Consider the following 23,611-nt stretch of genomic DNA (forward strand, 5'->3'; position numbering starts at 1 on the left):
AGCGACCAATGGCGCAGTTCATCAACAAAAGAGAAGATCTCGTCACGGAGGCGATCGATGGGCTGCTCGCTGCGTCCGGCGGCATGCTTGCCCGCCTGGATGGCTACCCTCATATCCGTGTCGTCATCCGCAACGACTGGGACAAGTCCAGGGTGGCGCTCGTTTCGGGCGGCGGCTCGGGCCACGAGCCGGCCCATGCCGGCTTCGTCGGCGCGGGCATGTTGACGGCCGCCGTTTGCGGCGATGTCTTTGCATCCCCGAGCGTTGATGCGGTGCTGGCCGGCATCCTCGCGGTCACCGGCCCCGCCGGCTGCCTGCTGATCGTCAAGAACTATACCGGAGACCGGCTGAATTTCGGCCTGGCCGCCGAGCGCGCCCGCGCCTTCGGCCTCAGCGTCAGCATGGTCATCGTCGACGACGATATCGCCCTGCCGGATCTGCCGCAGCCGCGCGGGGTGGCCGGTACGCTGTTCGTGCACAAGATTGCCGGTGCGCTGGCAGAGACCGGTGCGGATCTCGAGACCGTCACGACCGCCGCCAAGCGTGTCATCGCTGGCACGAAAAGCATCGGCATGTCTCTCGACACCTGTACCGTGCCCGGCTCGCCAAAGGAAAACCGGATTCCTGCAGGCATGGCCGAACTCGGCCTTGGCATCCATGGCGAGGCGGGAATCGAGCAGGTCGCGTTCACGGACGCAAAAACGGCAATGGCGGCCGTCGCGGCCAAGCTCCGGCCAACCATAAGAGAGGAGCCGCATGTGGCGCTCATCAACAATCTGGGCGGCACGTCGGTTCTGGAAATGTCCGTGCTGACCCATGAGTTGCTGAATTCGGAGATCGGCAAACATATCTCCCATGTCGTCGGCCCGGCGCCGATGATGACCTCACTCGACATGCAGGGCTTCTCGGTCTCCCTCTACCCGGCCGGGAAGGCTGATCTTGATGCTTTGGGAGAGACGGTGACGCTGGCCGCCTGGCCCGGACTCCACGCCGTGAGCCCGGTTGCCGTTACGGCGCTGCCCGACGGCCTGAAACCGATCACGCCGCTGCCGTCCGATCATCAGCCGACGCGTAAATTTTTGATCGACTGCTGCAATGTCCTCATATCCGCCGAACAGGATCTAAACGCGCTGGATGCCAAATCCGGCGATGGCGATACCGGGTCGACCCTTGCAGGCGCGGCGCGGGCGCTGATCAAGGCGATGGACCGCCTGCCCCTGTCCGATCAGACCCAGCTTTACCGCGCCATAGGCCTCGAACTCAGCCAGACCATGGGCGGCTCCTCCGGCGTGCTCCTCGCCATCTTCTTCGCCGCCGCCGGTGACGGTGCCTCCAGCGGCTTGCCCATGCGCGATGCCCTCAAGGCGGGACTTGCCCGCATCCAGGAGATCGGCGGCGCCTCCGTTGGAGACCGCACGATGATCGACGCGCTAAGCCCGGCCTTGGACGCGTTCGAAAACGGCATCAAGGCTGCGGCAATGGCAGCCCGCATTGGGGCTGACTCAACCGCCAAGCTGGTAAAAGCCAAGGCCGGGCGTGCCGTGTACATCAATGCAAAGCAGTTGGAAGGTCACGCCGACCCGGGTGCCGAAGCGGTGGCCCGCTTGTTCGAGCATCTGGCGAGGTAACGCGGTAAGCCTGATCATGCCTTGCTTGTAAAGATGACGGTCATGGCATTACCGGCAGCGGTGAGGTCATTCAAAGACTTTGCCGGCCCAGTATGCTCCCGAGGCGCAACCCGGCGAGGCTTGGAGCTCGGCTCGGTGACGAGGGCCAGGGCTTCGTCTATCTCTCTACTGTCGTGGACTGGATCAATCACCACAGGTGCCGTCTATTTCGCGGATGGAGACGCCGCGCGAGATATGATATGGGAAGAACCGCCTGGAAACGCAGGACTATCAAGACGCAAGGAAGGCCGCTCGCGCCCTGTTCTTCGCCTGCTTTATCGATAAGGCGGCGGCACTGTTCAATAAACGACAAACATAATACTGTGGGAAAGCTCTTCCGGCACCGCCATCCCCTTCCCATTCGGTCCCCAGCATATAGGGTATCTCTAGCATAAGTTGAGGGGCCGGGGTGCTTAGAATTCGGATAGTTTTCAGCATGGTCTGCGCCATGCTGGCAGGATGCGCTTCCGAAAATGGCGATGATCGGTGGACGTCTTTAGTGGAAGGCGTCGAGCGACCGCAGACACAGAGTGTCCGCGGTTACCCGGCCAGCAAAACCATTTCCGGCAAGCGAGACACGATGACGTCCCCAGCCGGATTCGCTCAAATGGGCAGCGGCGACTTTACAGGGCAGTCTGCGGCGTCGATCACCAGCGGCCCTGCATCGGACGGCTCGGAAGGCTATACGATCAATCTTGTCGATGCGCCGGTGGCTTTGGTCGCCAAGAAGATCCTGGGCGACATTATGGGTTACACCTACATGGTTGATCCCAAAGTCTCCGGCAATATTACCCTGCAGACCAGCAGCCCGATGTCGAAGCAGAGTCTGCTTGATATTCTCGAAGTATCGCTTGCCACAAACGACGCGGCAATCGTCAAGAAAGCGGATCGATACGAAATCGTGCCGCTTTCCGAAGCGACGGCGTCGAATGTCATCATCAGCGGAGGGCGTCTGCCCAGCCGCGAGCCGGGCATGAAGGTGCAGGTCATCCAGCTCAAATATATCGACGCAGACGAGATGCGCGATATCGTCGAGCAGGTCAGCAAGAAGGGCTCGGTTCTCCGCACCGATCCGGCCCGGAACTACATCGTTGTCGCAGGCAACAACGGCGAACTGGCAGCGATCCGTGAATCGGTGTCCGTCTTCGATGTCGACTGGATGAAGGGTATGTCAACAGCCCTCTATCCCTTGAAGACATCGCAGCCGCAGGAACTGGTGAAAGAGCTCAATTCGGTTTTCGGTGTCGACGGCGGGCCAAACTCCAAAACCATTCGCTTTATTCCCAACACACGGTTGAACGCCATCCTCGCGATTACATCCCGTCCGGCCTATCTCAACAAGGTGACAGCCTGGATCGCCAAGCTCGACAAGATTGCCCAGACGAACGAAGAGCAATTGTTCGTCTACGAGATCCAGAACCGTCCGGCAGCCGAACTCGCGAAGGTTCTCCAAAATGTGCTGGCCACTGCGCGGCCCCGCGCCGAGGTAGCCCGGCCCTCAGCGGTGGCGCCGGATCTCGTGGCGGAGACCATGCAGTCCGAAGGCATCGATTATTCTCCGGAGGCTCAGGTGGAGCAGGAGCAGGTCGCCGCGCCCGTGAGCGGCGGCGTTCCCTCCGTTGTCGCCGATGTCGAGAACAACGCGCTTCTGATCTCGACGACGGCGCGGGAATATCAGAGGATCGAGCAGATCCTCCGTCAACTGGACATTCTCCCGACACAGGTCTTTCTGGAGGCGGTCATTGCGGAAGTGACGCTGAACGACGAACTCAAGTTCGGGCTGCGCTGGTACCTTGAAAACGGCAACAACGCGCTGGGTCTGTCGGATTTGGCCTCTGGTGCGGTCACGGCAACGTTCCCCGGCTTCAATTGGACTCATGTGGCGACGGACGCTCAAACGGCGCTCTCAGCCCTTTCCAGCGTGACCAAGGTGAAGGTCATCTCCTCCCCCAATCTGATGGTCGTCAACAACCAGCAGGCAAAACTCCAGGTCGGCGATCAGGTGCCGATCGTCACGCAGACAAGCAACAATACGTCGTCGGCCGACGCAATCGTCATAAATTCCGTGGAAATGAAGGATACGGGGATTATCCTCAGCGTGACCCCTCGGATCAACAGTTCAGGTCGCGTCATGCTCGATATCCAGCAGGAAGTCAGCAATGTCGTGGCGACGACTACGTCGGGCATCGACTCCCCGACGATCCAGCAAAGGAAGATATCGACACGGGTTGTCGTTCATGATGGAGAGAGCCTCGCTCTTGGCGGTCTTATCCAGGAGAAGAAAACGCTCAACCAACGAAAGATGCCTGTCTTGGGAGACATTCCTATTCTCGGGAATGCATTCAAATCGAAAACCGACGGGATCAACCGCACCGAGCTGATCATCTTCATTCGCCCAAGGATCGTTCGCGACCAGCAGGAGGCGCGACAGGTCACCGATGAGTTTCGCCAGCAGTTCGATTTCGGGCGCAGCGACAAGCCCGGTGCGCGAATGCGGCGCGACTTGATACGGCTGGCGGAATAGACGGATGCTGATCGCCCTGGAAAACCTTGCCTTTACTGTCCTGGCTTTGCAGCTTGCCGTGATTGCCGTCATCGACGCACGGACATTTATTATTCCGGACCGCTGCAACATTCTGCTGGCCTTGTCCGGGCTGCTGTTTCAAGGGGCGCTCGGCAGCTTCGACCCGGTCTGGACAGGCATCGGCGTGTTGGTCTTCGCGGGTTGCTTTGCCGGCGTGCGCGCGGCTCATTTTCACATCAGCGGCCGCATCGGCCTCGGCATGGGCGATGTAAAGCTGGCGGCTGCGGCGGCCTGTTGGATTGGCCTGGACAGCTTTCCGACCTTCCTCGCAGCATCGAGCCTGGCGGCGCTCGCTTTTGCCTTGATCCGACGATGGTCCCTTGTCGCGACAGGTGCGCCTGACGACAAAATTCCGTTTGGTCCGTTTCTCGCATCCGGTCTGATGTTGGCATGGATTTGCCAGGTGAATTCGATCCCGTTGATCGTTTTGGAAAGTGTGCAGGCATGAATTTAATCCGAAAGAAAAAGCGGTTGGCTTTTCGGCAGAAAAGGGAGAGGGGGGATGAGGGACAGGCCGGATTTTCGCTGGTCGAGCTTCTGGTCGTCCTTGCCATCATCGGCCTTACAACGGCCATCGTTGCCCCCCGTGTGCTGGGCTATCTCGGGTCTGCGCGCACCGACACAGCCAGGGTCCAGGTAAAGAACATCGAAACTGCACTTGAACTTTATTTTCTGGATACGGGTCGATATCCGAGCCAGGAAGAGGGCTTGGCTGCGCTTTCGGTGCGGCCGGACGCTAGCGTGGTTTGGAACGGGCCTTATCTCAAGGATGCGAGCACATTGCAGGATCCCTGGGGCAAGCCTTATCAGTATCAGGCGCCGGACGCGAAAATGCCTTTGAAGATTGTCTCCTATGGACGCGACGGCAAAGCAGGCGGTGAAGGCGAGGATCATGATATCCCGTAAGCCGGCTTTTCCATTCGCTGCGCTGTTCTCCGCATTTCACGATTTCTTCCTGTGGTGGCGGGAGGAGATGCGGACGTTTTGGCCCGTCAGTCGCGCATCGCCGACGGGACCGCGAGTGGTCATATCGAAGGCCGGCTTTTCTCTCGATGGTTCGCCGACCCGACCGATCGATGAACTTGGTCAGGATTTGCTGGCACTCGGCCTTTCAAAAGAACTCGGCAGGATCCCCGTCACTCTCGTTTTAGACGAGGATCAATTTCTGAAACGGGTCATCTCTGACCGGCGCTTGCCCCATTCCAGACTGGAGCGGGCTGCGGAGCTGGATGTCATTACCCGAACGCCTTTCACGCTGGCTGAAATCAGGATCGTGGTGTCACCGCAGCAGAAAGACGGGGCTGTCTTCTACATTTTGAAAAACGGCATCGTGGAGGACATTGCGGGGCAACTCACCATCGCTTCCCTGAAAATCGACCGGCTTCTGTTCGGTTCGGGCGCAACCGGAGCAGCGGTTCCGGTCAAAACTGCCGGTCTGCCGACAAGGCGCCGTCTGCCTTTGTGGCAGGCAATGGCTGTCCTGACTGTGCTGCTGTGGACCTTTGGCCTGGTTCACATCGAACAGAAGTCCTCGCAGGCTTCTTCAGTGTTGAGCGCAGAAATAGAGGAAGCAACAAAAAACGCGCATTCGGCCCGTCAGGAATATGATCGATATAGTGCCAGGATCGAAAAACTGAGAGCCTTGGATGCGCGGCAGACCGAATCGGCGAGTGTGATCGCTTTTTGGAGCGAACTCACTCGGGTTGTTCCCGATACCGCGTTCCTGACTGATTTTTCCCTGCAGGACGGCGTTGCCGAAATCACCGGCTTTGGACAACAACCAGCCGCATTGATCAGTGCCATAGAGACGAGCCCGGCCTTTCGGCAGGCGCGCTTCACCTCGCCCGTTGTCCGTATTCCGGGCTTTCAGGCTGAACATTTCGCTCTGTCTTTCCAGTCGGAGGGCGGCTGATGCTGACGGAACTGATGAATTTGCCTCCGCGACGCCGGCAACTGGCTGCCGTGTTCGCCACCATTTTGGCGGCCGCGATCACAATGACAACGGCTCTTGCCTTCCTTTCGGGCATTTGGGAGAATGTGCGTGCGATCGAGGCTCAGCGTGAAACACTGGGAAAACTTCACGCCATTGCCACGGCCGGGGCGTCGTTTCGCAAGCAATTGTTTCCGGAAAATCTCGACGATCCCAAGCTGCTGCGGGGGGAAAACGAGGCTGTCGTCACCGCGGCGCTGCAATCCTGGATCCAGGAGGTTGTGTCGGCTAATGGCGGGCAGATCAACTCGTCCAGCAACATCGTTGAAAATCCTGAGGCTGGCGTAAGGATGGTCGGACTGAAGATAAATCTGTCCGGGAGCCTTGAAACGGTTCACAGAACAATCGCGTCCATCGAGCGCAATCGCCCACGCCTGCTGATCAGGCAGGTGATGATTCACTCCAATTATCAGCAACTTGCGGATCAAGGAGACGTGCCGGTAGAACTGACGGCCACAGTGAGCTTTCTCGGCGCGATGAGCGCCTCCGAAGCGGCAAAAGGTCGCCCGTAATGCTTCGTCGGGCGATATCGCTTGCCGGCTTGTGCAGCGGAATAGGGGCAATTCTTGCTGCCTGGCAATGGGAGGCGCCGATGACGCCGCTAGCCTCGGATTTCACGTTTGCCGCACTCGACTTGCCGGCGCGGCAAGATGCTGCGCCATCCCAACCACTGGATTCCGAAATCGAAACTCGACCACTGTTTTATCCCGACAGGAAGCCGTTCGAACCGGCCAGGCTCCCTGAAAACGAAGTCGAAGCCGAACCTGCTCCGCCAGAATTTCCGGAGGAGGAGCCGGTTGCCGCGGTTGAGCGACCACCGGTGAAGCTGCTCGGCACCGAACACAGTTCGCAAAGGCCAGCGGCACTCGTCGTCATGGAAGAAAGCAACGACAGCACCTGGGTCCATGAAGACGATGTCATCTCGGGATGGCGGGTTGCGAAAATTGCGGCCGAAACAATCGACCTTGTCGGAGAGAACGATCAGAGTTCCAGAGTCACCCTGTCGCTCTACCCCGAAAACAGATGACACATCGCCCCATGAGTTCACCATGCTCGGATCGGAATGAAGGATTTGGTTTGGTGGCGACGCTCGTCTTCATTCTTCTGATCGCGGCCGCGGTCACGCCTCTGGCGATCGTGAGCCGAACGCGGATACTCTCATCAAGCTACAACATTCGCAAAGTAGCTTTCGAATTCCTGGCCCCGGACCTTTCCAGGCTCATATCCCTCGGCTATCACAATAAAACGCTTCTTTCGCCATGGCAACGGTGCGAGCAAGGGGACCGTGTCCTCTACATCCATCATCAGGATCAAAATGGCCTGATCGGGCTCAACAGCGCGAGTGGCGATCTGCTTCGCGCCGGTTTTGTTGCGATGGGGTATGACGACAGCCAGGCGCAGATGCTGTCCCTGCGCGCGCAACACTATCGTGAACCCGAATTTTCAGGCGAGAAGCCTGAAGCGGATTTTGACCCTAAACGCGCGCCATTCGAAAATCTCGCGGAAATCGGCGATTTTCTGCCTGTCGGGCCTGTCAAAGGCGGACCCGCCAATGCGGTTTTTTCGGTCTACAATCGCACCGATAGCGTTAGCCTTGCAAAAGCGCCGCCTGCGTTGAAGCAGCAACTCTTGAAGCCTGAAAATGCTGTTTTCCTAATAGAAGGCGCGAGCTCGTCGATGTTTGCGCTTGTAACACTCGCAGAATTCAAAGCCGGCCAATCGCAAGGTTTTCAATCGAGGATCATGCTGGATAATTCCTTCGAGGACGGAAAAATCCCGAAGATCGTCGAAAAGGAAATCGGTTTTGGCGATTTGATGGATCTGCGTGTTCCCAACAGCGGCACCATTCCCTGTGAGGCGCCGGTGCAACAATTGATCGGGCTCCTATAATGCGGCAAACCGGCACGAAGTCGCTCATCAGCGGATTTATCGATCATCTTCAAGAAAGCGGCGTGGTTTCGCCCGAATCTGCGCTCCGGCTGTTTTCCGCCATGCGGTCGAGTTCTCTTCCCCTTGATGTCGTTGTCACAGAACTGGGTATTCTGACCGAGGAGGCGCTGGTCGAACGACTGAGTTTGCATTTCGGCATCGTGATGATGACGATGCCCGAGCCCTTCGTTTTGGATGCGGAATTCGAAACATTCGATCTCGACTTTGCGAAGGCGCAGGGCGCCATGCCGGTATCCGGCGAAGGCGACAAGATTGTCGTGGCGCTGGCCGATCCGACCGATGAGCCTCTTCTGGAGATGTTGCGGTACTATTTCGATCGGGAGGTGGAGTTTCGGATCGTCGCCCGAAAGCGTCTGCTGGCGGTGCTGGAGAGGATTTCTGCATCTGCTGACACGCTTCACGGGGTGGCGGATCAGGACGATTTTTTTCTTGAGCAGGACGTCTCCCGTCTCAAGGACATTGCCCTCGAAGCCCCGATCATCAATCTGGTGGCAAGGATGGCTCAGAATGCCTTCGACATCGGCGCAACCGATATCCATATCGAACCGCTGTCCGACCGGGTGCAAATCCGTTACAGGCGCGATGGCGTGCTGTCGCGCAGTGAAACTGTGCAGAAATCAATGCTGCCCGGCATCATTTCGCGCATCAAGATCCTGTCCGGCTTGAACATTGTGGAGCGCCGCCTTCCGCAGGACGGGAGAATGCGGCTGTCGATGCGTGGATCAGAGATAGATTTTCGCGTCTCGGTCGTTCCGAGCATGCACGGAGAAACGATCGTCCTGCGCATCTTGCGAAATCTCAATGTATCCACCGATCTGGCCACGCTGGGTTTCGATGAAAAAGCCTGCGGGACAATCGAAAAACTCGCATCGTCATCCCATGGCATCTTGATTGTCACAGGGCCGACGGGAAGCGGAAAAACCACAACGCTTTATTCTCTTGTCACCATGCTTCATCGGGAGGACGTGAAGATCTTCACGATCGAGGATCCGGTCGAATACCAACTGGATGGAATAACGCAGTTGCAGGTCAACCTCGCCATATCGCTGGATTTCCCGCGCGCTTTGCGGTCCGTCCTGCGGCAGGACCCCGATATTATTCTGGTCGGCGAAATCCGGGATCGGGAAACGGCGCAGATCGCGATACAGGCCGCCTTGACCGGCCATCTTGTTTTGACGACCCTGCATACGAATTCCGCCGCGGGCGCGGTCACGCGATTGAGGGACATGGGCATAGAGGAATATCTGATTGCATCCACGCTTCGCGGCGCGATAGCGCAGCGATTGGTCCGGTTGACGTGTTCCTCCTGCCATGGAAAACAGCCGCAGTCCTGCCGGCAATGCAGAGGAACGGGTTACTCCGGGCGGACGGTCGTTTATGAAATTCTTGAAGGCGGGCCGGAAATTGAAGCTCTTCTCGAGAGCGGCGCTTCCGAACGGGATATCCGGGCCCAAGCTGCGCGCTTCGGCATGACGGCGATGGAGGATTGTGCGGCGCGTCTTGTAGAGGCAGGTGTCACGTCCAGGGATGAAATGTCGCGCGTTCTCAACACTGTGGTGGATGGATGACGCTCTATCACTACGTCGCGCAGGGAGCCGACGGCCGCCGGTTCAAAGGAACTGTAGACGCCGCCAGTCGCGAGGCCGCCGCGCGCCTCGTCTCGAAAGGCGGTCAAAGGCTGCTGGATATTAGCGAGCACGGCCCGGCCGGCGGACATGTTTTCAAACGATTTTCCCTGTCCCGGCGGAACATGCTCGGTTTTCGCAGCCTTTTTTCGGAGTTGTCCATACTGCTGGAGGCTGGCTTCACCATCGATGCGGCCCTCAGGGCTTTGGCCGCAACCAGGAAAAAGGGAGACATTGCCGCCGTCGTCGATGCCATGGCCGCCGGCAAGGCATTTTCAGAGGCGGCAAGAGGCCTCGCCGGAGCGGATGAGGCCTCTATTGCCCTGCTGATCAGCGGAGAACACAGTGGCCGCCTCAGCGAGGTCGTGTCCATTCTCTCAAGGATGTTCGAGGAGGACAGGAAGCGATCGTCGGAGGCCCTGGAAGCGCTCGTATATCCGGCGTTTCTCGTCGTCATGATGCTGGCCGCAACCGGAATCATCACATTTGCACTGGTGCCGGCAATCGATCCGGTGTTCGACGGCATGGATCAGAAGCGTCCTGCATCCATTGCGATGCTGGCATCACTGCGGCTCTTTCTCCTAGCCTATGGCTGGACACTCCTCGCCGGCTTAGTGACCGCTGCCGCGGCAATGATTGCTGCAGGGCGCACGGTTGCGGGAAGGCGGCAGCTGTCGGTCGCTGTGCTGAAAGTGCCGCTGTTCGGCTCGATCGTATCGAGACGTGGATGCGCACGCTATCTCTATGTCCTGGGAATGCTGCTGGAGAACGGTGTCGGTGTGAAGCGGGCACTGGGTCTTGCCGCGAAAGCCTGTCCTGTTTCTGCTTATCGCGAGCGGTTGCTGGCCATTCAGGAAAGTGTCGGGGCCGGCGCGCCGCTTCGGACGGTTGCCCGGACATCGCGCCTGTTCGATGCCACGACCTTGTCCCTCATCGAAGTCGGCGATGAGGCGAACAGGCTTCCCGACGCCCTGAAACGCGCCGCCTTCCTGCTAGATTCCGGGACCGCCAGGGCTATTCAACGCATGCTGATGCTTCTGACGCCAACGGTCACGGTTGCCATGGGTCTTGCCATCGGTGGCATCGTTCTATCCCTGATGGACGCTTTGCTGAGCATCAACGATATGGCGCTTCAATGAACAGACGCGAAGCGGACAAGGATCGCGCTGCCGGGTTCACGCTGATCGAAATGCTCGTCGTCCTGACGATCGTTGCCTTGGTTGCCGGGATCTCGGCGCTCTCCTTGCGGGGAATGAGGGATAACAGGCCGCCTGTCGAGTTTGCCAGGGAGATTTACGCAAGCCTGACCGCGGCCCGGTATCGCGCCATGAATGCAGGGGAAAACCAGACGGTCGAAGTCGACGTGCCCGGAAAATCCTTCGCGATTCCCTTCGACAGGAGAAGGATAAGGCTTCCACCGTCTTGGACGCTGTCTGTTACAGTGGGACGTGCCAGGCTCGCGTCTGGCGATGCCGGCAAGATTGTCTTTCAGCCGGACGGGACGTCTTCAGGTGCCGACATAGAATTTCACTCTCCCAGCGGCGGGCAGGCCCTGGTTCGCGTCAACTGGCTCACGGGGCTTGTCGAGTATTCGGCCAATGGCAACAGATGACCACGATGAAAGCGGCTTTACACTTCTCGAAGTGTTGATTGCCTTTGTCATTCTCTCCGCAGCCCTCGTGGCCGCACATCAATCGCTGTCTTCTTCATTTGGTGCTCTTGCCGCGGCAGAGTCGGCACGCAACGCTGCGTTGCTGGCAGAAGAGATCCTGGCGCGCAACGATATCACCCAACCTGAGCACGCGAAAAATGACGGCCGCGGAGAAAATGGATTGCGACCGACGGTTCGCGTCGAGCCGGTCAATCTCGGTGCAGCGTTCGGGGACGTGATCGTGGAAAGGCTGATCGTCGAAATCGTCTCGGCCTCCGGCAAGTCTGCCGGGCGCTACGTGACTTTCCGGGTGGCGCCCGTCGCTGCGGTGCGCGATGACCGATAGGAACCCACGCGTCAGATCGAGCCATGACAGGCGCCGGAGGGGGAAAATCGCCCGTAAAGCTTCGAGCCAGGCCGGCTTCACCTTGATCGAAATGCTGGTCGTGCTCGTTCTCACAGCCCTGATGTCGGCCATGATGCTCGGCACGATCAGGCAGATGCAGCACTGGCGGCACGTCGAGCAGCGGGCGCTCCGGCAGGCGGAACTCGACACCCTTGCCGACTTCATGGCAGCGGAAATCGGCGGCGCGCTCAATCTCCCCTTGCTTCACAGGGGCGGCGAAGATCCGGTTTCCCTGGTTGGTTCCTCCGACAGAGTCACATTTGTCGCTGTTTTGAGGACGGGTTTTGACATTCGTCGCCTCGTGGAGGCCCAGTATAGCCTGAATGGGTCAGCAACGCCGCCTATAGTGAGCCGGCTTGTCTGGCAGCACAGGCCACCTGTCAATGACAGCATGTCAGCACAGGCGGAAGAATTATACCGTGGCGCGGAAACCATCCGCTTTCGTTATCTGGCCGGCAAGGAGGGCGAGCCCCGCGTTTGGCAGGATAGCTGGCGAGCATCCGGCCAGCTCCCGGTTGCTGTTCAGGTCGAGCTTCAGTCGAGAGTTGAAAGCGGACTGATTCTTGCGCGCCGCGTTGCCATTCTGGCCCAATGACAATTCGTGGAGGTTCGCGCTCTATCTGATGTCTCACGGTTTGGGACGGTGCCAAGCTGCCTTGTTCCCGAAAGCTCCTGTCGGGCGGATGACTTCCGCAATTTGTGCAGGGACGCTTACTGCACCGCTTGTGTTCCGTAGATCAGATCCGGAAGCCAGAGCGACAGCTGCGGAAAGACGCTGAGCACGCCGAGCAGAAGCATCATCATGGCGAGATAGGGAACAACCTCGCGGGCATAGGCCATCATCGGCACGCGCATGACCATGGAGGAGATGTACATCAGCCCGCCGACGGGCGGCGTGATGCCGGCAATGGTGAGGTTGGTGATGAAAATGATGCCGAAATGCACCCGGTCGATATGCACCCCGTCTATGATCGGGATGAGCATCGGGGTGAGGATGATCAGCGCCGCCGATCCCTCGATCGCCGTGCCGATAATCAAAAGCATGACATTGATCAACAGCAGCATCATCAGCGGATTGCTTGTGGCACCGCCGAGCCAGCCGGACATGGCCTGCGGCACCTGTTCCCAGGCCAGATAAAAGCCGAAAGCCGCAGCAGCGCAGATCATCACCATCACGACCGCAGAGTCGCGTACGGCCTCCGCAAGCACCTCCGGAATCTGGCTAATGGTAAACTCCCGGTAGCCGAAGATCGCAACGAACAGGACATAGACCACCACGACCGCGCCGGCCTCCGTTGTCGTGAACAGGCCATAGCGCGTGCCGACGAAAATGACGACCGGGATTGACATGGCCCAGAGGCCGTCGACGAGGGCGCCGCGCATTTCCGCGCCGCTGGCGCGCTTGTCGCGCAGCGATTTGTAGCCGCGCTTCTTCGCGATGAAATGCGTGGTGATCATCAAGCCGGTCGCAAGCACCAGGCCGGGCACGACGCCGGCGGCAAACAGGCGACCGATCGATGTTTCGGCCAGAAAGCCATAGACGATCAGCCCGATGGAGGGCGGAATAAGGCTCGTGATGATCGCTGCCGAAGACGTGATCACGGCGGCGAAGGCACGGCTATAGCCCCGCTCCGCCATCTGTATGCCCAGCGTCTTTGCGAGCATCGCCGCATCGGCATTGGCCGACGCCGTCAGTCCGCCGAGAAGCGTGGCGAGCACTGTGCACATCTGCGCCAAAGCGCCGGTCATATGGCCGACCAGAACGTCTGCGAGATTGAGCAGACGACGGGTGATGCCCGACGCATTCATGATACAGCCAGCCAGCACGAACAGCGGCAGCGCGAGAAGCGAGACCGACTGGCTTCCCTCCGCCATCTCCTGCGCAAAATTGGAGAGCGGGATCATGTCCATATTGAGAAAAAAGAAGGCAAGCGCCCCGATGGCCATCGCCCAAGTGATCGGCGTCGATAGCAGGAACAGGACGACGATGACCAGGGATGGTCCGGCAAGATGGAGGAAACTCATATGATCGAATCCACGGTGCGGTGCGTTCTCGGGCGCCAGGGCCTCTCGACGGCGAGATGCTGAAACAGCATGCCGGCCGACGCCAGCGCCAACGGCCCATAGGCGATGCTGCGCGAAAGATCGAGCGCGATGGTGTGCACATTGCGCGACGTCCAGGCCTGCCAGATGAAGAGTAGGGTCATCAGAACGAAGAACGCGGCGAGCAATACATAGTTGAACCAGCGAACCGCCTCCTGCCAGCGGTCCGGCAGGGCCGTCACCAGAACGTCGATCGCCGCATGGGTTCCGAGCCGCACGCCGGCAATCGCGCCGAAGAAGACCAGATAAGAAAATGCAAGGATGGCGAGCTCGTAGGTCCAGGCGGCCGGCTGCGGAAAGATATAGCGGCTGACCACGCCCCACAGGATCGAGAAAACGATCACGATCAGGGCCGCGACACCGAGCGCTTCGTCCGCACGCCGAAGGCTGAGCAGCGGCGCACCCTGCGTATTGTCGTCAAGATTGTCCATGGGTCCACACTTCTTTGCGAAGCGGGCCGCCGGGACATCCCCGGCAGGCCCATTGGTTTTCCGAGGACGGTATTCCGTCCTACGAACGTGACACTGGCAGGACTGCCCTTACTTCATGGCGTCCTGAACGCGATCGAACATGCCGGGCGTCAGGTTGGGCACTTTGCCATAGGCCGCCTTGGATGCCTCGACGAAAGCGGGAACATCGACATCCGAGATGATCTCGACGCCGGCGTCGGACAGTTGCTTGGCATAGACGTCATCAGTTTCAAGCGTCATCTTCGTCAGGTCGACGGCGATCTTTTGCCCTTCTTCCGTCATGACCTTCTGAAGGTCTTCCGGCAGGCTGTTGAAGAATGTCGCCGACGCGACCCAGGCGGTGAACATCACCTGATGGCCGGTCTTGGAGATGACCTTGCGGGTTTCGTTGAGCTTGGACCCGGCGATCGACCCGAATGGTCCCTCGGCCGCATCGACGACGCCGGTCTGCAGCGCGTTGTAGACGTCGCCCCACGGCAGTTCGGTCGGACGTGCGCCATAGGTGGCGAAAGTCGCCATCATGATCGGCGAGGACGGAACGCGTATTGTCACACCGGCCAGATCCGCCGGGGTTCGCACAGCCTTGTTGGAAATGATATGGCGATAGCCGAACAGGCCGTTCGGCATCAGGATCTTGATCCCCTTCGCCTCGAGCTTGCCCGACAGCTCCTTGTAGACGTCTGACGCGAACAGCTTGTCGCTCGCCGCGATGCTCGGATAGACGTAAGGCCCTGCAAGAATGGACAGGTCGGGCTCGAACTGACCGAGCTGTCCGTAATCGGTAGCGCTGAGCAGGCTGGCGCCGCTCATCACCATCTCGTTGACCTTCTTCTGGGCGCCAAGCTGGTCGCCGGTCATCACCGTGATCGCAATCCGTCCGCCCGAGCGCTCGCCGACGCGGTCGGCGTAAAGCTTCATCGCCTTCACGATCGGCTCGTTGGGGTTAACCTGCGATGTCGAGAAACGCAGGCTGTATTCCTGCGCGTGAGCGACACCGCAAAACGACAATGCGGCTATGACGGATGCAAATATGACTGTCTTCATGAGACCCTCCCTTGGCCCGAACTCCTCTTCGGGCGTAATTCATATGCGAATAGATCAGTTATGGAAGAATGATTAGGGCAGGTCAAGTGATTATGTGAATTGGAACGCGTCCCATCCGGACCGAAAATCAGGCACAAAAAAGCGGAGTTTCCTGATGATGAAAACTCCGCTCATATATGAGAAATATCTAACCTGCGATCAGCCTTTGAACGTATAGGCCGCAATCGATTCCGGCTTCATTTCGATCGAGAAGCCGGCCTTGGACGGCGGCATATAGGCCGCGTTCCGGATGACGCAGGGGTCGAGAAAGTGCTCGTGGAGGTGATCAACATATTCGATGACGCGACCCGTCTTCGTGCCGGAAACGGCGACGTAGTCGATCATCGAGAGATGCTGGACATATTCGCACAGGCCGACCCCACCGGCATGCGGCCAGACCGGCAGGTCGTACTTCGCCGCCATCAGCAGCACGGCCAGAACCTCGTTCAACCCGCCCATGCGGCAGCTGTCGATCTGGACGATATCGATGGCGCCCTCCGCGATGAACTGCTTGAACATGATGCGATTCTGACACATCTCACCAGTCGCCACCTTCACGTCGCCGATCGCCCGCCGGATCTTGGCATGGCCGGCAACATCGTCAGGACTTGTGGGTTCCTCGATGAAGAAGGGCTTGGCAAATGCCAGCTTGTTGACCCAATCGATCGCCTCGCCGACCTCCCAGACCTGATTGGCATCGATCATCAGATAGCGATCGGGGCCGATGACCTCGCGGGCGATGGTCAACCGGCGGATATCGTCTTCCAGATCGCGCCCGACCTTCATCTTGACGTGATTGAAGCCGGCATCGATCGCCTCCTGGCAAAGACGGCGCAGCTTGGCATCATCGTACCCGAGCCAGCCGGCGGAGGTGGTGTAGCAGGCGTAGCCTTCCTGACCGAGGACGGCGATGCGCTCCGCCTTGCCGGGCGCAGCACGATTAAGGATCTCAACGGCTTCTTCGCGGGTCAAAACATCGGTCAGATACCGGTAATCGACAATATCGGCGATGTCTTCCGGGTTCATCTCGGCGATCAGACGCCAGACCGGCTTGCCGGCGTCCTTGGCGAGCAGATCCCAGACCGCATTGACGACGGCGCCCGTCGCCAGGTGCATTGCGCCCTTGTCCGGCCCGATCCAGCGCAACTGGCTGTCGCCGGTCAGATGTCGCCAATAGCGGCCCGGATTGTCGAGGATGACGGAAAGCTCCGAACCGACGACGAGATGGCGCATGGCCTTAATGGCCATGCAGCAGATATCGTTGCCGCGCCCGATGGTAAAGGTAAGCCCATGACCGCCGAGCCCTGGCTTGTCCGTCTCCAGAATGACATAGGCCGCCGAATAGTCCGGATCCGGGTTCATGGCATCGGAGCCGTCCAGGCTCTGCGAGGTCGGAAACCGGAGGTCATAGACCTTGAGATCGGTGATGCGGGTCATGGAATACTTCAGGCTCCTGTTGGTCAGACGTCGGCGCGGGCGGTCTGTTTTTGTGCTCCGAGCCCGTCAATCCCAAGCTCAATGACATCGCCCGGTTTCAGGTAACGCGGCGGCTTCATGCCCATGCCGACGCCCGGCGGCGTGCCCGTCGAGATGATATCGCCCGGCATCAGTGACATGAACTGCGACAGATAGGAGACGAGATAGGCAGCGCCGTAGACCATGGTTTTGGTCGAGCCGTCCTGCATGGTTTCGCCATTGACGGTTAGCCAGAGCCGCAGATCCTGCGGATCGGCAACCTCGTCCTTGGTCACCAGCCAGGGACCGGTGGGGCCGAACGTGTCGCAGGACTTGCCCTTGGTCCACTGGCCGGAACGTTCGGTTTGAAACGCGCGCTCGCTGACGTCATGGACGGTGCAATAGCCGGCAACATAATCGAGCGCTTCGGCTTCGCCGACATATTTCGCCTTGCGGCCGATGACGATGCCGAGCTCGACTTCCCAATCGGTCTTCTCGGAACCGCGCGGAATGACCAGATCGTCGTTCGGGCCGACGATGGCGGACGTCGCCTTCATGAAGATGATCGGCTCCGGCGGCACCGTGGCACCTGTCTCGGCGGCATGGTCGGAATAGTTGAGGCCGATGCAGATGAACTTGCCGGTGCCGGCAACGCAGGCGCCCAGGCGCGTGCCATCGGCAACCAGCGGCAGGCTTTCTGGATCGATGGCCGACAGTTTCGTCAGTTCCTGCGGATCGATCACGGACCCGCCAATATCGGCGACATGGCCGGACAGATCGCGGATATTGCCGTCGAGATCGACAAGGCCCGGCTTTTCGGCGCCGATGGCGCCATAACGAACGAGTTTCATGGGTCTAGTCCTTTGAGGTAGGGGTGTCAGATGGTCCAGCCGCCGTCGATGGCATAGGCCTGGCCCGAGGTATAGGTAGCACCGGCCAGGTAGACGGCGAGATCGGCGATCTCTTCCGGCGTGCCGAGCCGTCCCATCGGCTGGCGGGCGATGAAGGCGGCGCGGGCCGTTTCATAATCGCCTTGCGCGCGCATCCGGCCTTCCAGCGACGGGCTTTCGACCGTTCCAGGGCAAATCGCGTTGCAGCGGATGCCGGCCGCCACATAATCGGCGGCAACGGCCTTGGTCAAGCCGATCACCGCCGCCTTTGTGGTGCCGTAGGCAAAGCGGTTCGGCACGCCCTTGATGCTGGAGGCGACGGACGCCATGTTGATGATGGCGCCGTCCTTTCGCTCGATCATACCAGGCAGAACGGCCCGGATGGTGCGGATCATCGCCTTGACGTTGAGATCGAAGGCAAACTCCAGGTCCTTGTCCGGCATGTCGAGAATGCTGCCGGCATGCACGACGCCCGCGCAATTGAACAGCACGTCGACCGCGCCGATCTCAATGACCAGCGCTTCGACTGCCGCCGTATCCAGAACGTCGAGCTTGTGCGTGACGATACCGCTTTCGGAGGCAAGTTCGGACAGGACGTCGAGATTGATATCGGTGGCATGGACCGTGGCCCCCGCCGCCGCGAAGGCAAGCGCCGACGCCCGGCCGATGCCCTGCGCGGCAGCCGTGATCAGAACTGTCTTGCCGTTGAGTTTTGTCGTCATAGCATGGTCCTCATTTAGATTTTCGTTCGACAAGAAGAATATGATCCGCGGCCAGAACGACCTCGTTGCGCTGGTTGAACACCTCGCACCGCTCGATAACCCGTCCCATATCGGTGCGCTTCGGATCGTCCTCCTTCGCGGCAATCGTGACCCGTGTGCGGATCGTATCGCCGATATGAACAGGCCGGACGAAACGCAGGCGATCATAGCCGTAGGAGAATGCGACGGGATTGATGACGGAGGCGGTGAGGCCGATGCCGATCGAAAAGATCATCGTTCCATGGGCGATGCGCTGACCGCCGGGCAGGGTCTTGGCGAATTCGGCATCCAGATGATGCGGGAAGAAATCGCCGGTATGTCCGGCATGAACGACGAAATCCGTCTCCGTGATGGTCCGGCCCGTCGTCTGGCGCACATGCCCCAGGTCGTATTCCTCGAAATGGATGGATTGTTCGATCACTCTTGACCCTCCGGCAATTGGCAAACAGGTGTCGCCGGCTGCGCACTGGATTGATAGGCGGCTTCCACAAGCGCCATGGTCTGCCAGGCATCGTCGACCGAGCCTATCAGATGATTGTCCTCGCCGCTCGCAAAACGCTGCAGATTGGCCATGCGGTTGAGGAAGGCGTCGGGGAACCATGTGCCTTCAAGCGGAACCTGCACCCAGTCCTGTCCGCCATCGAGCTTCAGCCACAACTCATCCGGCTCGCCCTTCGGATAATCCAGATTGACCCCGAGCTTGATATAGGCCGCACCCTTTGTCCCACAAATTCGAAACTCGCAGGCCTGAAACTTACGGCCGAAATCATGGTCGTGATTGATCGACAGCAGGCAGCGGACCTGCTCGCCATAATCGAGAATGGCTGCCGTCCGGGTCTGCGCGACTTCGTGATTGGGGTGACCGATGGTTTTGGCATGCACGCCAATCGGATTTCCGAGCAGGCTGCGGACGAAATCGAGATAGTGAATCGAGTGCATGGCGATCTCGATGCGCGGCAGGCCCTTCAAAAACGGCCAGAGTCCCCACGGTGTCGCCACGGCAAGATGCGCATCGAAATCCACGACGTCGCCGAGAAGGCCTTTGGCGACGGCATCGTTGAGCGCCAGCATCATAGGCGCGAACCGCAGCTGGAAGTTCACCGCGGCATGGATGTCGCGCTGGCGGCAGAGGCCCAGGATCTCCGTAGCCGCGGCAAGATCGCTGCCCATCGGCTTCTGGATCAGGGCGAATGCGCCGACGGGCAGCCCCCTCAGCAATTTGGCGTGCGCGGCAGGCGGTGTCGCGAGATCGAAGATCGCCTCGTCAACGGAAAGCGCCTCGTCCTGTGTTGCGAAGGCACGGATTCCCCACTCTTGAGCCAGAGCCTCGGCCTTTCCCCGGTCAGGATCGTACAGACCAGCAACGGGAAAGCCCCCCTTGCGATAGGCGGGAAGATGCGCATCCCCGACGATGCTGCCGGCTCCGAAGATCACGATGGGACGCATACGGGTGGGTTTCGGCCACCATTGCCGCAGGGAGTGAACGTCAGAAGTCACGTCGCCATGCTCCCATCGATGGCGGGGAACAACCCATCAATCATGATGAAACACCTGTTCCATCATGGCCCACCACTCGCCTTCCTTGCGTGTTTCGAGCGGCCTTTGGCACGGCATGCACACAGCCCACCATTCGCGATTCTTCGGATCGGCCGCCATTTTCGCCATATCGGCCGCAAAGTCGGCTCCGACATACTCCCAGGTGCCGAACAGAAGATTTTCCGGTTCCTTCAGAAAAATCGAGTAGTTGACAATATTGCAGGCCGAGATCAGCGCAAGGATTTCCGGCCAGACGGCGGCATGCAGCGCTTTGTATTCCGCGATTTTGTCGGCTTCGAGCCCGATGACCATTCCCATGCGTTGCATCTTGCCGCCCTCAAGCCTTGGTGATCGCACGGGTGAATTCCGGCACGCAGCTCGCCTTCACCGCATCGAAATCCCAGGCAATCCCGAGCCCCGGTTCGTTCGACGCAAAGGCGCGGCCATCGCGGATCTCCATGCCCTTGGTCGTCAGATCATCGAGTTGAGGGATGTATTCGACATATTTGCCATTCGGCACGGCGCAGGTGAGGCTGACATGCAGCTCCATCAAAAAGTGCGGGCAGACCGGAATGTCGAAGGCCTCTGCCGCATGCGCGACCTTGATCCAGGGCGTGATGCCGCCGATGCGCGCGACATCGACCTGAACGATCGAGCAGGCGCCCTTTTGCATATACTCCCGGAAATGGCGGATCGAATACATCGATTCACCGACGGCGATCGGTGTCGGCGTCGAGCGCGTCAGCCGGATATGGCCATCCAGATCGTCGGCCGGCAGCGGCTCCTCGATCCAGGCGAGATCCAGTTCCTTCAGCCGTTCGGCCCGCCGGATCGCCTCATCGACGGTAAAGCCCTGATTGCAATCGGTCATGATCTCGTAATCGTCGCCGAGGGCTGCGCGCATCGCCGAAAGCCGGGCGTAATCCTCGGATCCATGCGGTTTGCCGATTTTGACCTTGGAACCTGAAAACCCTTTGGCCTTGGCCTGCAGGGCATCCTCGACCAGCGCTTCCTTTTCGATATGCAGCCATCCGCCTTCGGTCGTGTAGAGCGGGCAGCTTTCCTTGGCGCCACCGGCGAGCTTCCAGAGCGGCAGACCCTGCTTCTTTGCCCGAAGATCCCAAAGCGCTGTATCGACGGCGGCCAGCGCCAGCGCGGTAATCGCGCCGATGGTCGTGGCGTGCGTGTGGAATTCCATTTTGTGCCAGATCGCCTCGATCCGATCGGCATCTTCGCCGATCAGGATCGGTGCGAGATGATCGGCAAGAAGGCGCATTACCGAGGAGCCGCCGGTGCCGATTGTATAGGAATAGCCGACGCCGGTGGCGCCGTCGGAATCGGTGATCGTGACGATCGGCGTTTCCTGGCTGACGAAGCTCTGGATCGCGTCGGTGCGCTTGACCTTGGGTTTCAGATCGACCATGCAAAGGTCGATTTTCTCGATACGTGCCATGTCGTCAGTCCTTTACCGGTCGGGCCAGGGTTTTGCCGGTCTCGGCCGAAAACAGGTGAGCCTGAGAAAAATCGAAGCTCATCGCGATCTTTTCGCCCGGCCTTAGCGCATGCGGGTTCAGCATACGCGACACCCATTCGCGGCCGGCGAATTCCACGAAGACCAGCGTTTCGTTGCCGAGCGGTTCGGTGATCGACACCGGCAGTTCGGTCTCGTGGATCATGCCGGCACCGCCCGAACTCAAGCCGTGTCCGCTTGGAAAGATATCGTCGGGCCGAAGGCCGAAGACCACCTTCTGACCCTCGCTGACGGCGCCGGCAAACTGCGCCGGCAGCGGCAGGCTGTCGCCGTTGCCGAAAACCATCCGGCCATCGCGGATCTTTGCCTCCTCGATGTTCATCGGAGGCGAGCCGATGAATCCGGCGACGAACCGGCTGGCCGGGCGCTTGAAGACCTCGTCCGGCGTACCGACCTGTTCGATATAACCGTCGCGCATGATAACGATCCGGTCGGCCAGCGTCATTGCCTCGACCTGGTCATGCGTGACGTAGATCACGGTGGACTGCACCTTGGCGTGCAGCTTCTTGATCTCGGTGCGCATCTGCGTGCGCAGCTTGGCATCGAGATTGGAAAGGGGCTCGTCGAACAGGAACACTTCCGGGTGGCGCACGATGGCGCGGCCCATGGCGACGCGCTGGCGCTGGCCGCCGGAAAGCTGCGCCGGGCGCCGGTCCATCAGCGCTTCAAGCCCGAGGATCGCAGAGGCTTCGTTGACCTGGCGGTCGATCTCGCTCTGCGGCTGCTTGGCGATCTTCAGCGAAAAGCCCATATTTTCGCGCACGGTCATATGCGGGTAGAGCGCATAGGACTGGAACACCATAGAGATATTGCGATCGCGCGGCGGCAGGTCGTTGACCACGGTGCCACCGATCTCGATCGCGCCACCGGAAATGCTCTCGAGCCCTGCGATCATCCTGAGCGTCGTCGATTTGCCGCAGCCCGACGGACCGACCAGAGCGACAAATTCGCCATCGGCAACATCAAGATCGATCCCGTGCACCACCTGCAGCGCACCGTAGGATTTCACCAGTTTCTTGAGCGAGACCTGAGCCATGGAATGTCAGCCTTTGACGGCACCGAATGTCAGACCCGACACCAGATGCTTTTGGATTGCGAAAGTCAGCGCGAGCGCCGGAAGGATCATGACGACCGCGAGCGCGCACATGCCGCGCCAGTCGATGGTGAATTCGGACGTATAGTCGAGCAACCCGACCGGCAGCGTCTTGGAATTGACCGAGCGGGTCAGTTGCGAGGCGAGCGCATATTCATTCCAGCAGGTGAGGAACGAGAAGATGCCGGCAGACGCGATGCCGGGGCCGGCGAGCGGAAATTCGACCTGCCAGAAGGCCTGCCAGCGCGTGCAGCCGTCAATCTGCGCGGCTTCGGCGAGATCCTTCGGCACCTGGCGGAAGAAGCCGTCGATCAGCCAGATCGTGAAGGGTATGTTGAGCGCCACATAGGTGAGGATCAGCCCGAAATGCGTATCGATGATGCCGACGCGCGAATAGACGATGAACAGCGGCAGGGACAGAGCGATGCCCGGAACCGAGCGCGTCAGCATCAAGCCGAGAAACGCACCGGATTTTCCCTTGAACCGGAACCGCGCGAAGGCATAGCCCCCGGACATTCCCACCGCGAGCGCAATCACCGTCGAGGTGATCGAGACGATCAGCGAATTGCGGAAGTAATCCCAGATCGGAATACCGCCTTGCCCGACGCCGCCGAACATCGCGCGATAGGCATCGAGCGTAATCTCCTGCGGGATCCAGACTGGCGGTTTCGCCATGATCTCTACCGTCGGCCGCAGCGAACTCAAGACGATCCACAGACCCGGCAGGCAGATGATCAGCATCGCGAAGAACAGGCCGATGAGATAGGCGACATTCAGGAGGCGGCGCTTCACGCGCTGTTTGGAGTTGCGATCCAT

The 23,611-nt window shown here is 59.7% G+C and carries 25 protein-coding genes; 13 read left to right on the top strand and 12 right to left on the bottom strand.

The genetic code is table 11. The annotated features are described in order from the left end of the window. The first annotated feature begins 8 nt into the window (after positions 1 to 8). From PY308_RS00895 to PY308_RS00955, 13 genes are all read left to right on the top strand, one after another. On the top strand, positions 9 to 1,628 hold the full coding sequence (locus PY308_RS00895; RefSeq protein WP_275786990.1) for a dihydroxyacetone kinase subunit DhaK: 1,620 nt from the start codon (positions 9 to 11) through the stop codon (positions 1,626 to 1,628). A 646-nt stretch (positions 1,629 to 2,274) separates the two neighbouring features. Beyond that, positions 2,275 to 4,191: a type II secretion system secretin GspD gene (gene gspD, locus PY308_RS00900; RefSeq protein WP_275786992.1), complete on the top strand. Its 1,917-nt coding sequence runs from the start codon at positions 2,275 to 2,277 to the stop codon at positions 4,189 to 4,191. A 4-nt stretch (positions 4,192 to 4,195) separates the two neighbouring features. Next, complete coding sequence (locus PY308_RS00905; protein WP_275786995.1) at positions 4,196 to 4,699, top strand: prepilin peptidase; 504 nt, start codon at positions 4,196 to 4,198, stop codon at positions 4,697 to 4,699. Continuing rightward, the gene (gene gspG / locus PY308_RS00910) at positions 4,696 to 5,157 is read left to right on the top strand and encodes a type II secretion system major pseudopilin GspG (protein ID WP_275786997.1); all 462 of its coding nucleotides are present in this window, start codon (positions 4,696 to 4,698) and stop codon (positions 5,155 to 5,157) included. Before PY308_RS00905 ends, gspG begins: the two co-directional genes overlap by 4 nt. After that, positions 5,144 to 6,163, top strand: coding sequence for a PilN domain-containing protein (locus PY308_RS00915; protein ID WP_275787000.1), 1,020 nt, complete (start codon positions 5,144 to 5,146; stop codon positions 6,161 to 6,163). The genes gspG and PY308_RS00915 overlap by 14 nt, the downstream gene beginning before the upstream one ends. Then, positions 6,163 to 6,753, top strand: coding sequence for a type II secretion system protein GspM (gene gspM, locus PY308_RS00920; protein WP_275787003.1), 591 nt, complete (start codon positions 6,163 to 6,165; stop codon positions 6,751 to 6,753). Before PY308_RS00915 ends, gspM begins: the two co-directional genes overlap by 1 nt. 80 nt (positions 6,754 to 6,833) lie before the next feature. Next, entirely contained in the window at positions 6,834 to 7,268 is a 435-nt protein-coding gene (locus PY308_RS00925) for a hypothetical protein (RefSeq protein ID WP_275787006.1), read from the top strand. Between the two features lie 53 nt (positions 7,269 to 7,321). Beyond that, on the top strand, positions 7,322 to 8,131 hold the full coding sequence (locus PY308_RS00930) for a hypothetical protein (protein ID WP_275787009.1): 810 nt from the start codon (positions 7,322 to 7,324) through the stop codon (positions 8,129 to 8,131). 62 nt (positions 8,132 to 8,193) lie between these two features. Next, the gene (locus PY308_RS00935; RefSeq protein WP_275787010.1) at positions 8,194 to 9,759 is read left to right on the top strand and encodes a GspE/PulE family protein; all 1,566 of its coding nucleotides are present in this window, start codon (positions 8,194 to 8,196) and stop codon (positions 9,757 to 9,759) included. After that, on the top strand, positions 9,756 to 10,955 hold the full coding sequence (locus tag PY308_RS00940) for a type II secretion system F family protein (RefSeq protein WP_275787011.1): 1,200 nt from the start codon (positions 9,756 to 9,758) through the stop codon (positions 10,953 to 10,955). Before PY308_RS00935 ends, PY308_RS00940 begins: the two co-directional genes overlap by 4 nt. Next, positions 10,952 to 11,428: a GspH/FimT family pseudopilin gene (locus PY308_RS00945; protein WP_275787014.1), complete on the top strand. Its 477-nt coding sequence runs from the start codon at positions 10,952 to 10,954 to the stop codon at positions 11,426 to 11,428. Before PY308_RS00940 ends, PY308_RS00945 begins: the two co-directional genes overlap by 4 nt. Further along, the gene (locus tag PY308_RS00950; protein WP_275787016.1) at positions 11,415 to 11,813 is read left to right on the top strand and encodes a PulJ/GspJ family protein; all 399 of its coding nucleotides are present in this window, start codon (positions 11,415 to 11,417) and stop codon (positions 11,811 to 11,813) included. The genes PY308_RS00945 and PY308_RS00950 overlap by 14 nt, the downstream gene beginning before the upstream one ends. Continuing rightward, positions 11,803 to 12,468, top strand: a complete 666-nt coding sequence (locus PY308_RS00955; RefSeq protein WP_275787019.1) for a type II secretion system protein GspJ — start codon at positions 11,803 to 11,805, stop codon at positions 12,466 to 12,468. Before PY308_RS00950 ends, PY308_RS00955 begins: the two co-directional genes overlap by 11 nt. A gap of 116 nt (positions 12,469 to 12,584) precedes the next feature. Here PY308_RS00955 and PY308_RS00960 read toward each other — a convergent pair whose 3' ends face one another. The 12 genes from PY308_RS00960 to PY308_RS01015 all read right to left on the bottom strand — a co-directional run bounded on the left by PY308_RS00960 (position 12,585) and on the right by PY308_RS01015 (position 23,611). Then, on the bottom strand, positions 12,585 to 13,898 hold the full coding sequence (locus PY308_RS00960) for a TRAP transporter large permease (RefSeq protein ID WP_275787022.1): 1,314 nt from the start codon (positions 13,896 to 13,898) through the stop codon (positions 12,585 to 12,587). Then, positions 13,895 to 14,407: a TRAP transporter small permease gene (locus PY308_RS00965; RefSeq protein WP_275787026.1), complete on the bottom strand. Its 513-nt coding sequence runs from the start codon at positions 14,405 to 14,407 to the stop codon at positions 13,895 to 13,897. The genes PY308_RS00960 and PY308_RS00965 overlap by 4 nt, the downstream gene beginning before the upstream one ends. A gap of 108 nt (positions 14,408 to 14,515) precedes the next feature. Next, entirely contained in the window at positions 14,516 to 15,490 is a 975-nt protein-coding gene (locus PY308_RS00970) for a C4-dicarboxylate TRAP transporter substrate-binding protein (protein WP_275787029.1), read from the bottom strand. A 198-nt stretch (positions 15,491 to 15,688) separates the two neighbouring features. Continuing rightward, positions 15,689 to 16,966 carry an L-fuconate dehydratase gene (locus PY308_RS00975; RefSeq protein WP_275787031.1) on the bottom strand — a complete coding sequence of 426 codons (1,278 nt, stop codon included), beginning with the start codon at positions 16,964 to 16,966 and terminating at the stop codon, positions 15,689 to 15,691. A gap of 23 nt (positions 16,967 to 16,989) precedes the next feature. Continuing rightward, positions 16,990 to 17,835, bottom strand: a complete 846-nt coding sequence (locus PY308_RS00980; RefSeq protein ID WP_275787033.1) for a fumarylacetoacetate hydrolase family protein — start codon at positions 17,833 to 17,835, stop codon at positions 16,990 to 16,992. A 26-nt stretch (positions 17,836 to 17,861) separates the two neighbouring features. Next, the gene (locus PY308_RS00985) at positions 17,862 to 18,596 is read right to left on the bottom strand and encodes an SDR family oxidoreductase (RefSeq protein WP_275787036.1); all 735 of its coding nucleotides are present in this window, start codon (positions 18,594 to 18,596) and stop codon (positions 17,862 to 17,864) included. A 10-nt stretch (positions 18,597 to 18,606) separates the two neighbouring features. Then, positions 18,607 to 19,056, bottom strand: coding sequence for a MaoC family dehydratase (locus tag PY308_RS00990; RefSeq protein ID WP_275787039.1), 450 nt, complete (start codon positions 19,054 to 19,056; stop codon positions 18,607 to 18,609). After that, complete coding sequence (locus tag PY308_RS00995; protein ID WP_275790966.1) at positions 19,053 to 20,081, bottom strand: Gfo/Idh/MocA family protein; 1,029 nt, start codon at positions 20,079 to 20,081, stop codon at positions 19,053 to 19,055. The genes PY308_RS00990 and PY308_RS00995 overlap by 4 nt, the downstream gene beginning before the upstream one ends. 87 nt (positions 20,082 to 20,168) lie before the next feature. Then, positions 20,169 to 20,498 carry an L-rhamnose mutarotase gene (locus PY308_RS01000; RefSeq protein ID WP_275790967.1) on the bottom strand — a complete coding sequence of 110 codons (330 nt, stop codon included), beginning with the start codon at positions 20,496 to 20,498 and terminating at the stop codon, positions 20,169 to 20,171. A 10-nt stretch (positions 20,499 to 20,508) separates the two neighbouring features. After that, complete coding sequence (locus PY308_RS01005; RefSeq protein ID WP_275787040.1) at positions 20,509 to 21,624, bottom strand: mandelate racemase/muconate lactonizing enzyme family protein; 1,116 nt, start codon at positions 21,622 to 21,624, stop codon at positions 20,509 to 20,511. Between the two features lie 4 nt (positions 21,625 to 21,628). Further along, entirely contained in the window at positions 21,629 to 22,738 is a 1,110-nt protein-coding gene (locus PY308_RS01010) for an ABC transporter ATP-binding protein (protein WP_275787043.1), read from the bottom strand. 6 nt (positions 22,739 to 22,744) lie between these two features. Beyond that, positions 22,745 to 23,611, bottom strand: a complete 867-nt coding sequence (locus PY308_RS01015; RefSeq protein ID WP_275787045.1) for a carbohydrate ABC transporter permease — start codon at positions 23,609 to 23,611, stop codon at positions 22,745 to 22,747.

Source organism: Pararhizobium gei (assembly GCF_029223885.1).
In the GTDB taxonomy this organism is placed as follows: Bacteria; Pseudomonadota; Alphaproteobacteria; order Rhizobiales; family Rhizobiaceae; genus Pararhizobium; species Pararhizobium gei.

Bases quoted from the DNA above. Each gene is read 5' to 3' on its own strand.
- PY308_RS00895 (WP_275786990.1), top strand. From the start codon at position 9: ATGGCGCAGTTCATCAACAAAAGAGAAGATCTCGTCACGGAGGCGATC.
- gspD (WP_275786992.1), top strand. From the start codon at position 2,275: ATGGGCAGCGGCGACTTTACAGGGCAGTCTGCGGCGTCGATCACCAGC.
- PY308_RS00905 (WP_275786995.1), top strand. From the start codon at position 4,196: ATGCTGATCGCCCTGGAAAACCTTGCCTTTACTGTCCTGGCTTTGCAG.
- gspG (WP_275786997.1), top strand. From the start codon at position 4,696: ATGAATTTAATCCGAAAGAAAAAGCGGTTGGCTTTTCGGCAGAAAAGG.
- PY308_RS00915 (WP_275787000.1), top strand. From the start codon at position 5,144: ATGATATCCCGTAAGCCGGCTTTTCCATTCGCTGCGCTGTTCTCCGCA.
- gspM (WP_275787003.1), top strand. From the start codon at position 6,163: ATGCTGACGGAACTGATGAATTTGCCTCCGCGACGCCGGCAACTGGCT.
- PY308_RS00925 (WP_275787006.1), top strand. From the start codon at position 6,834: ATGACGCCGCTAGCCTCGGATTTCACGTTTGCCGCACTCGACTTGCCG.
- PY308_RS00940 (WP_275787011.1), top strand. From the start codon at position 9,756: ATGACGCTCTATCACTACGTCGCGCAGGGAGCCGACGGCCGCCGGTTC.
- PY308_RS00945 (WP_275787014.1), top strand. From the start codon at position 10,952: ATGAACAGACGCGAAGCGGACAAGGATCGCGCTGCCGGGTTCACGCTG.
- PY308_RS00950 (WP_275787016.1), top strand. From the start codon at position 11,415: ATGGCAACAGATGACCACGATGAAAGCGGCTTTACACTTCTCGAAGTG.
- PY308_RS00955 (WP_275787019.1), top strand. From the start codon at position 11,803: ATGACCGATAGGAACCCACGCGTCAGATCGAGCCATGACAGGCGCCGG.
- PY308_RS00960 (WP_275787022.1), bottom strand. From the start codon at position 13,898: ATGAGTTTCCTCCATCTTGCCGGACCATCCCTGGTCATCGTCGTCCTG.
- PY308_RS00965 (WP_275787026.1), bottom strand. From the start codon at position 14,407: ATGGACAATCTTGACGACAATACGCAGGGTGCGCCGCTGCTCAGCCTT.
- PY308_RS00970 (WP_275787029.1), bottom strand. From the start codon at position 15,490: ATGAAGACAGTCATATTTGCATCCGTCATAGCCGCATTGTCGTTTTGC.
- PY308_RS00975 (WP_275787031.1), bottom strand. From the start codon at position 16,966: ATGACCCGCATCACCGATCTCAAGGTCTATGACCTCCGGTTTCCGACC.
- PY308_RS00980 (WP_275787033.1), bottom strand. From the start codon at position 17,835: ATGAAACTCGTTCGTTATGGCGCCATCGGCGCCGAAAAGCCGGGCCTT.
- PY308_RS00985 (WP_275787036.1), bottom strand. From the start codon at position 18,596: ATGACGACAAAACTCAACGGCAAGACAGTTCTGATCACGGCTGCCGCG.
- PY308_RS00995 (WP_275790966.1), bottom strand. From the start codon at position 20,081: ATGCGTCCCATCGTGATCTTCGGAGCCGGCAGCATCGTCGGGGATGCG.
- PY308_RS01000 (WP_275790967.1), bottom strand. From the start codon at position 20,498: ATGCAACGCATGGGAATGGTCATCGGGCTCGAAGCCGACAAAATCGCG.
- PY308_RS01005 (WP_275787040.1), bottom strand. From the start codon at position 21,624: ATGGCACGTATCGAGAAAATCGACCTTTGCATGGTCGATCTGAAACCC.
- PY308_RS01010 (WP_275787043.1), bottom strand. From the start codon at position 22,738: ATGGCTCAGGTCTCGCTCAAGAAACTGGTGAAATCCTACGGTGCGCTG.
- PY308_RS01015 (WP_275787045.1), bottom strand. From the start codon at position 23,611: ATGGATCGCAACTCCAAACAGCGCGTGAAGCGCCGCCTCCTGAATGTC.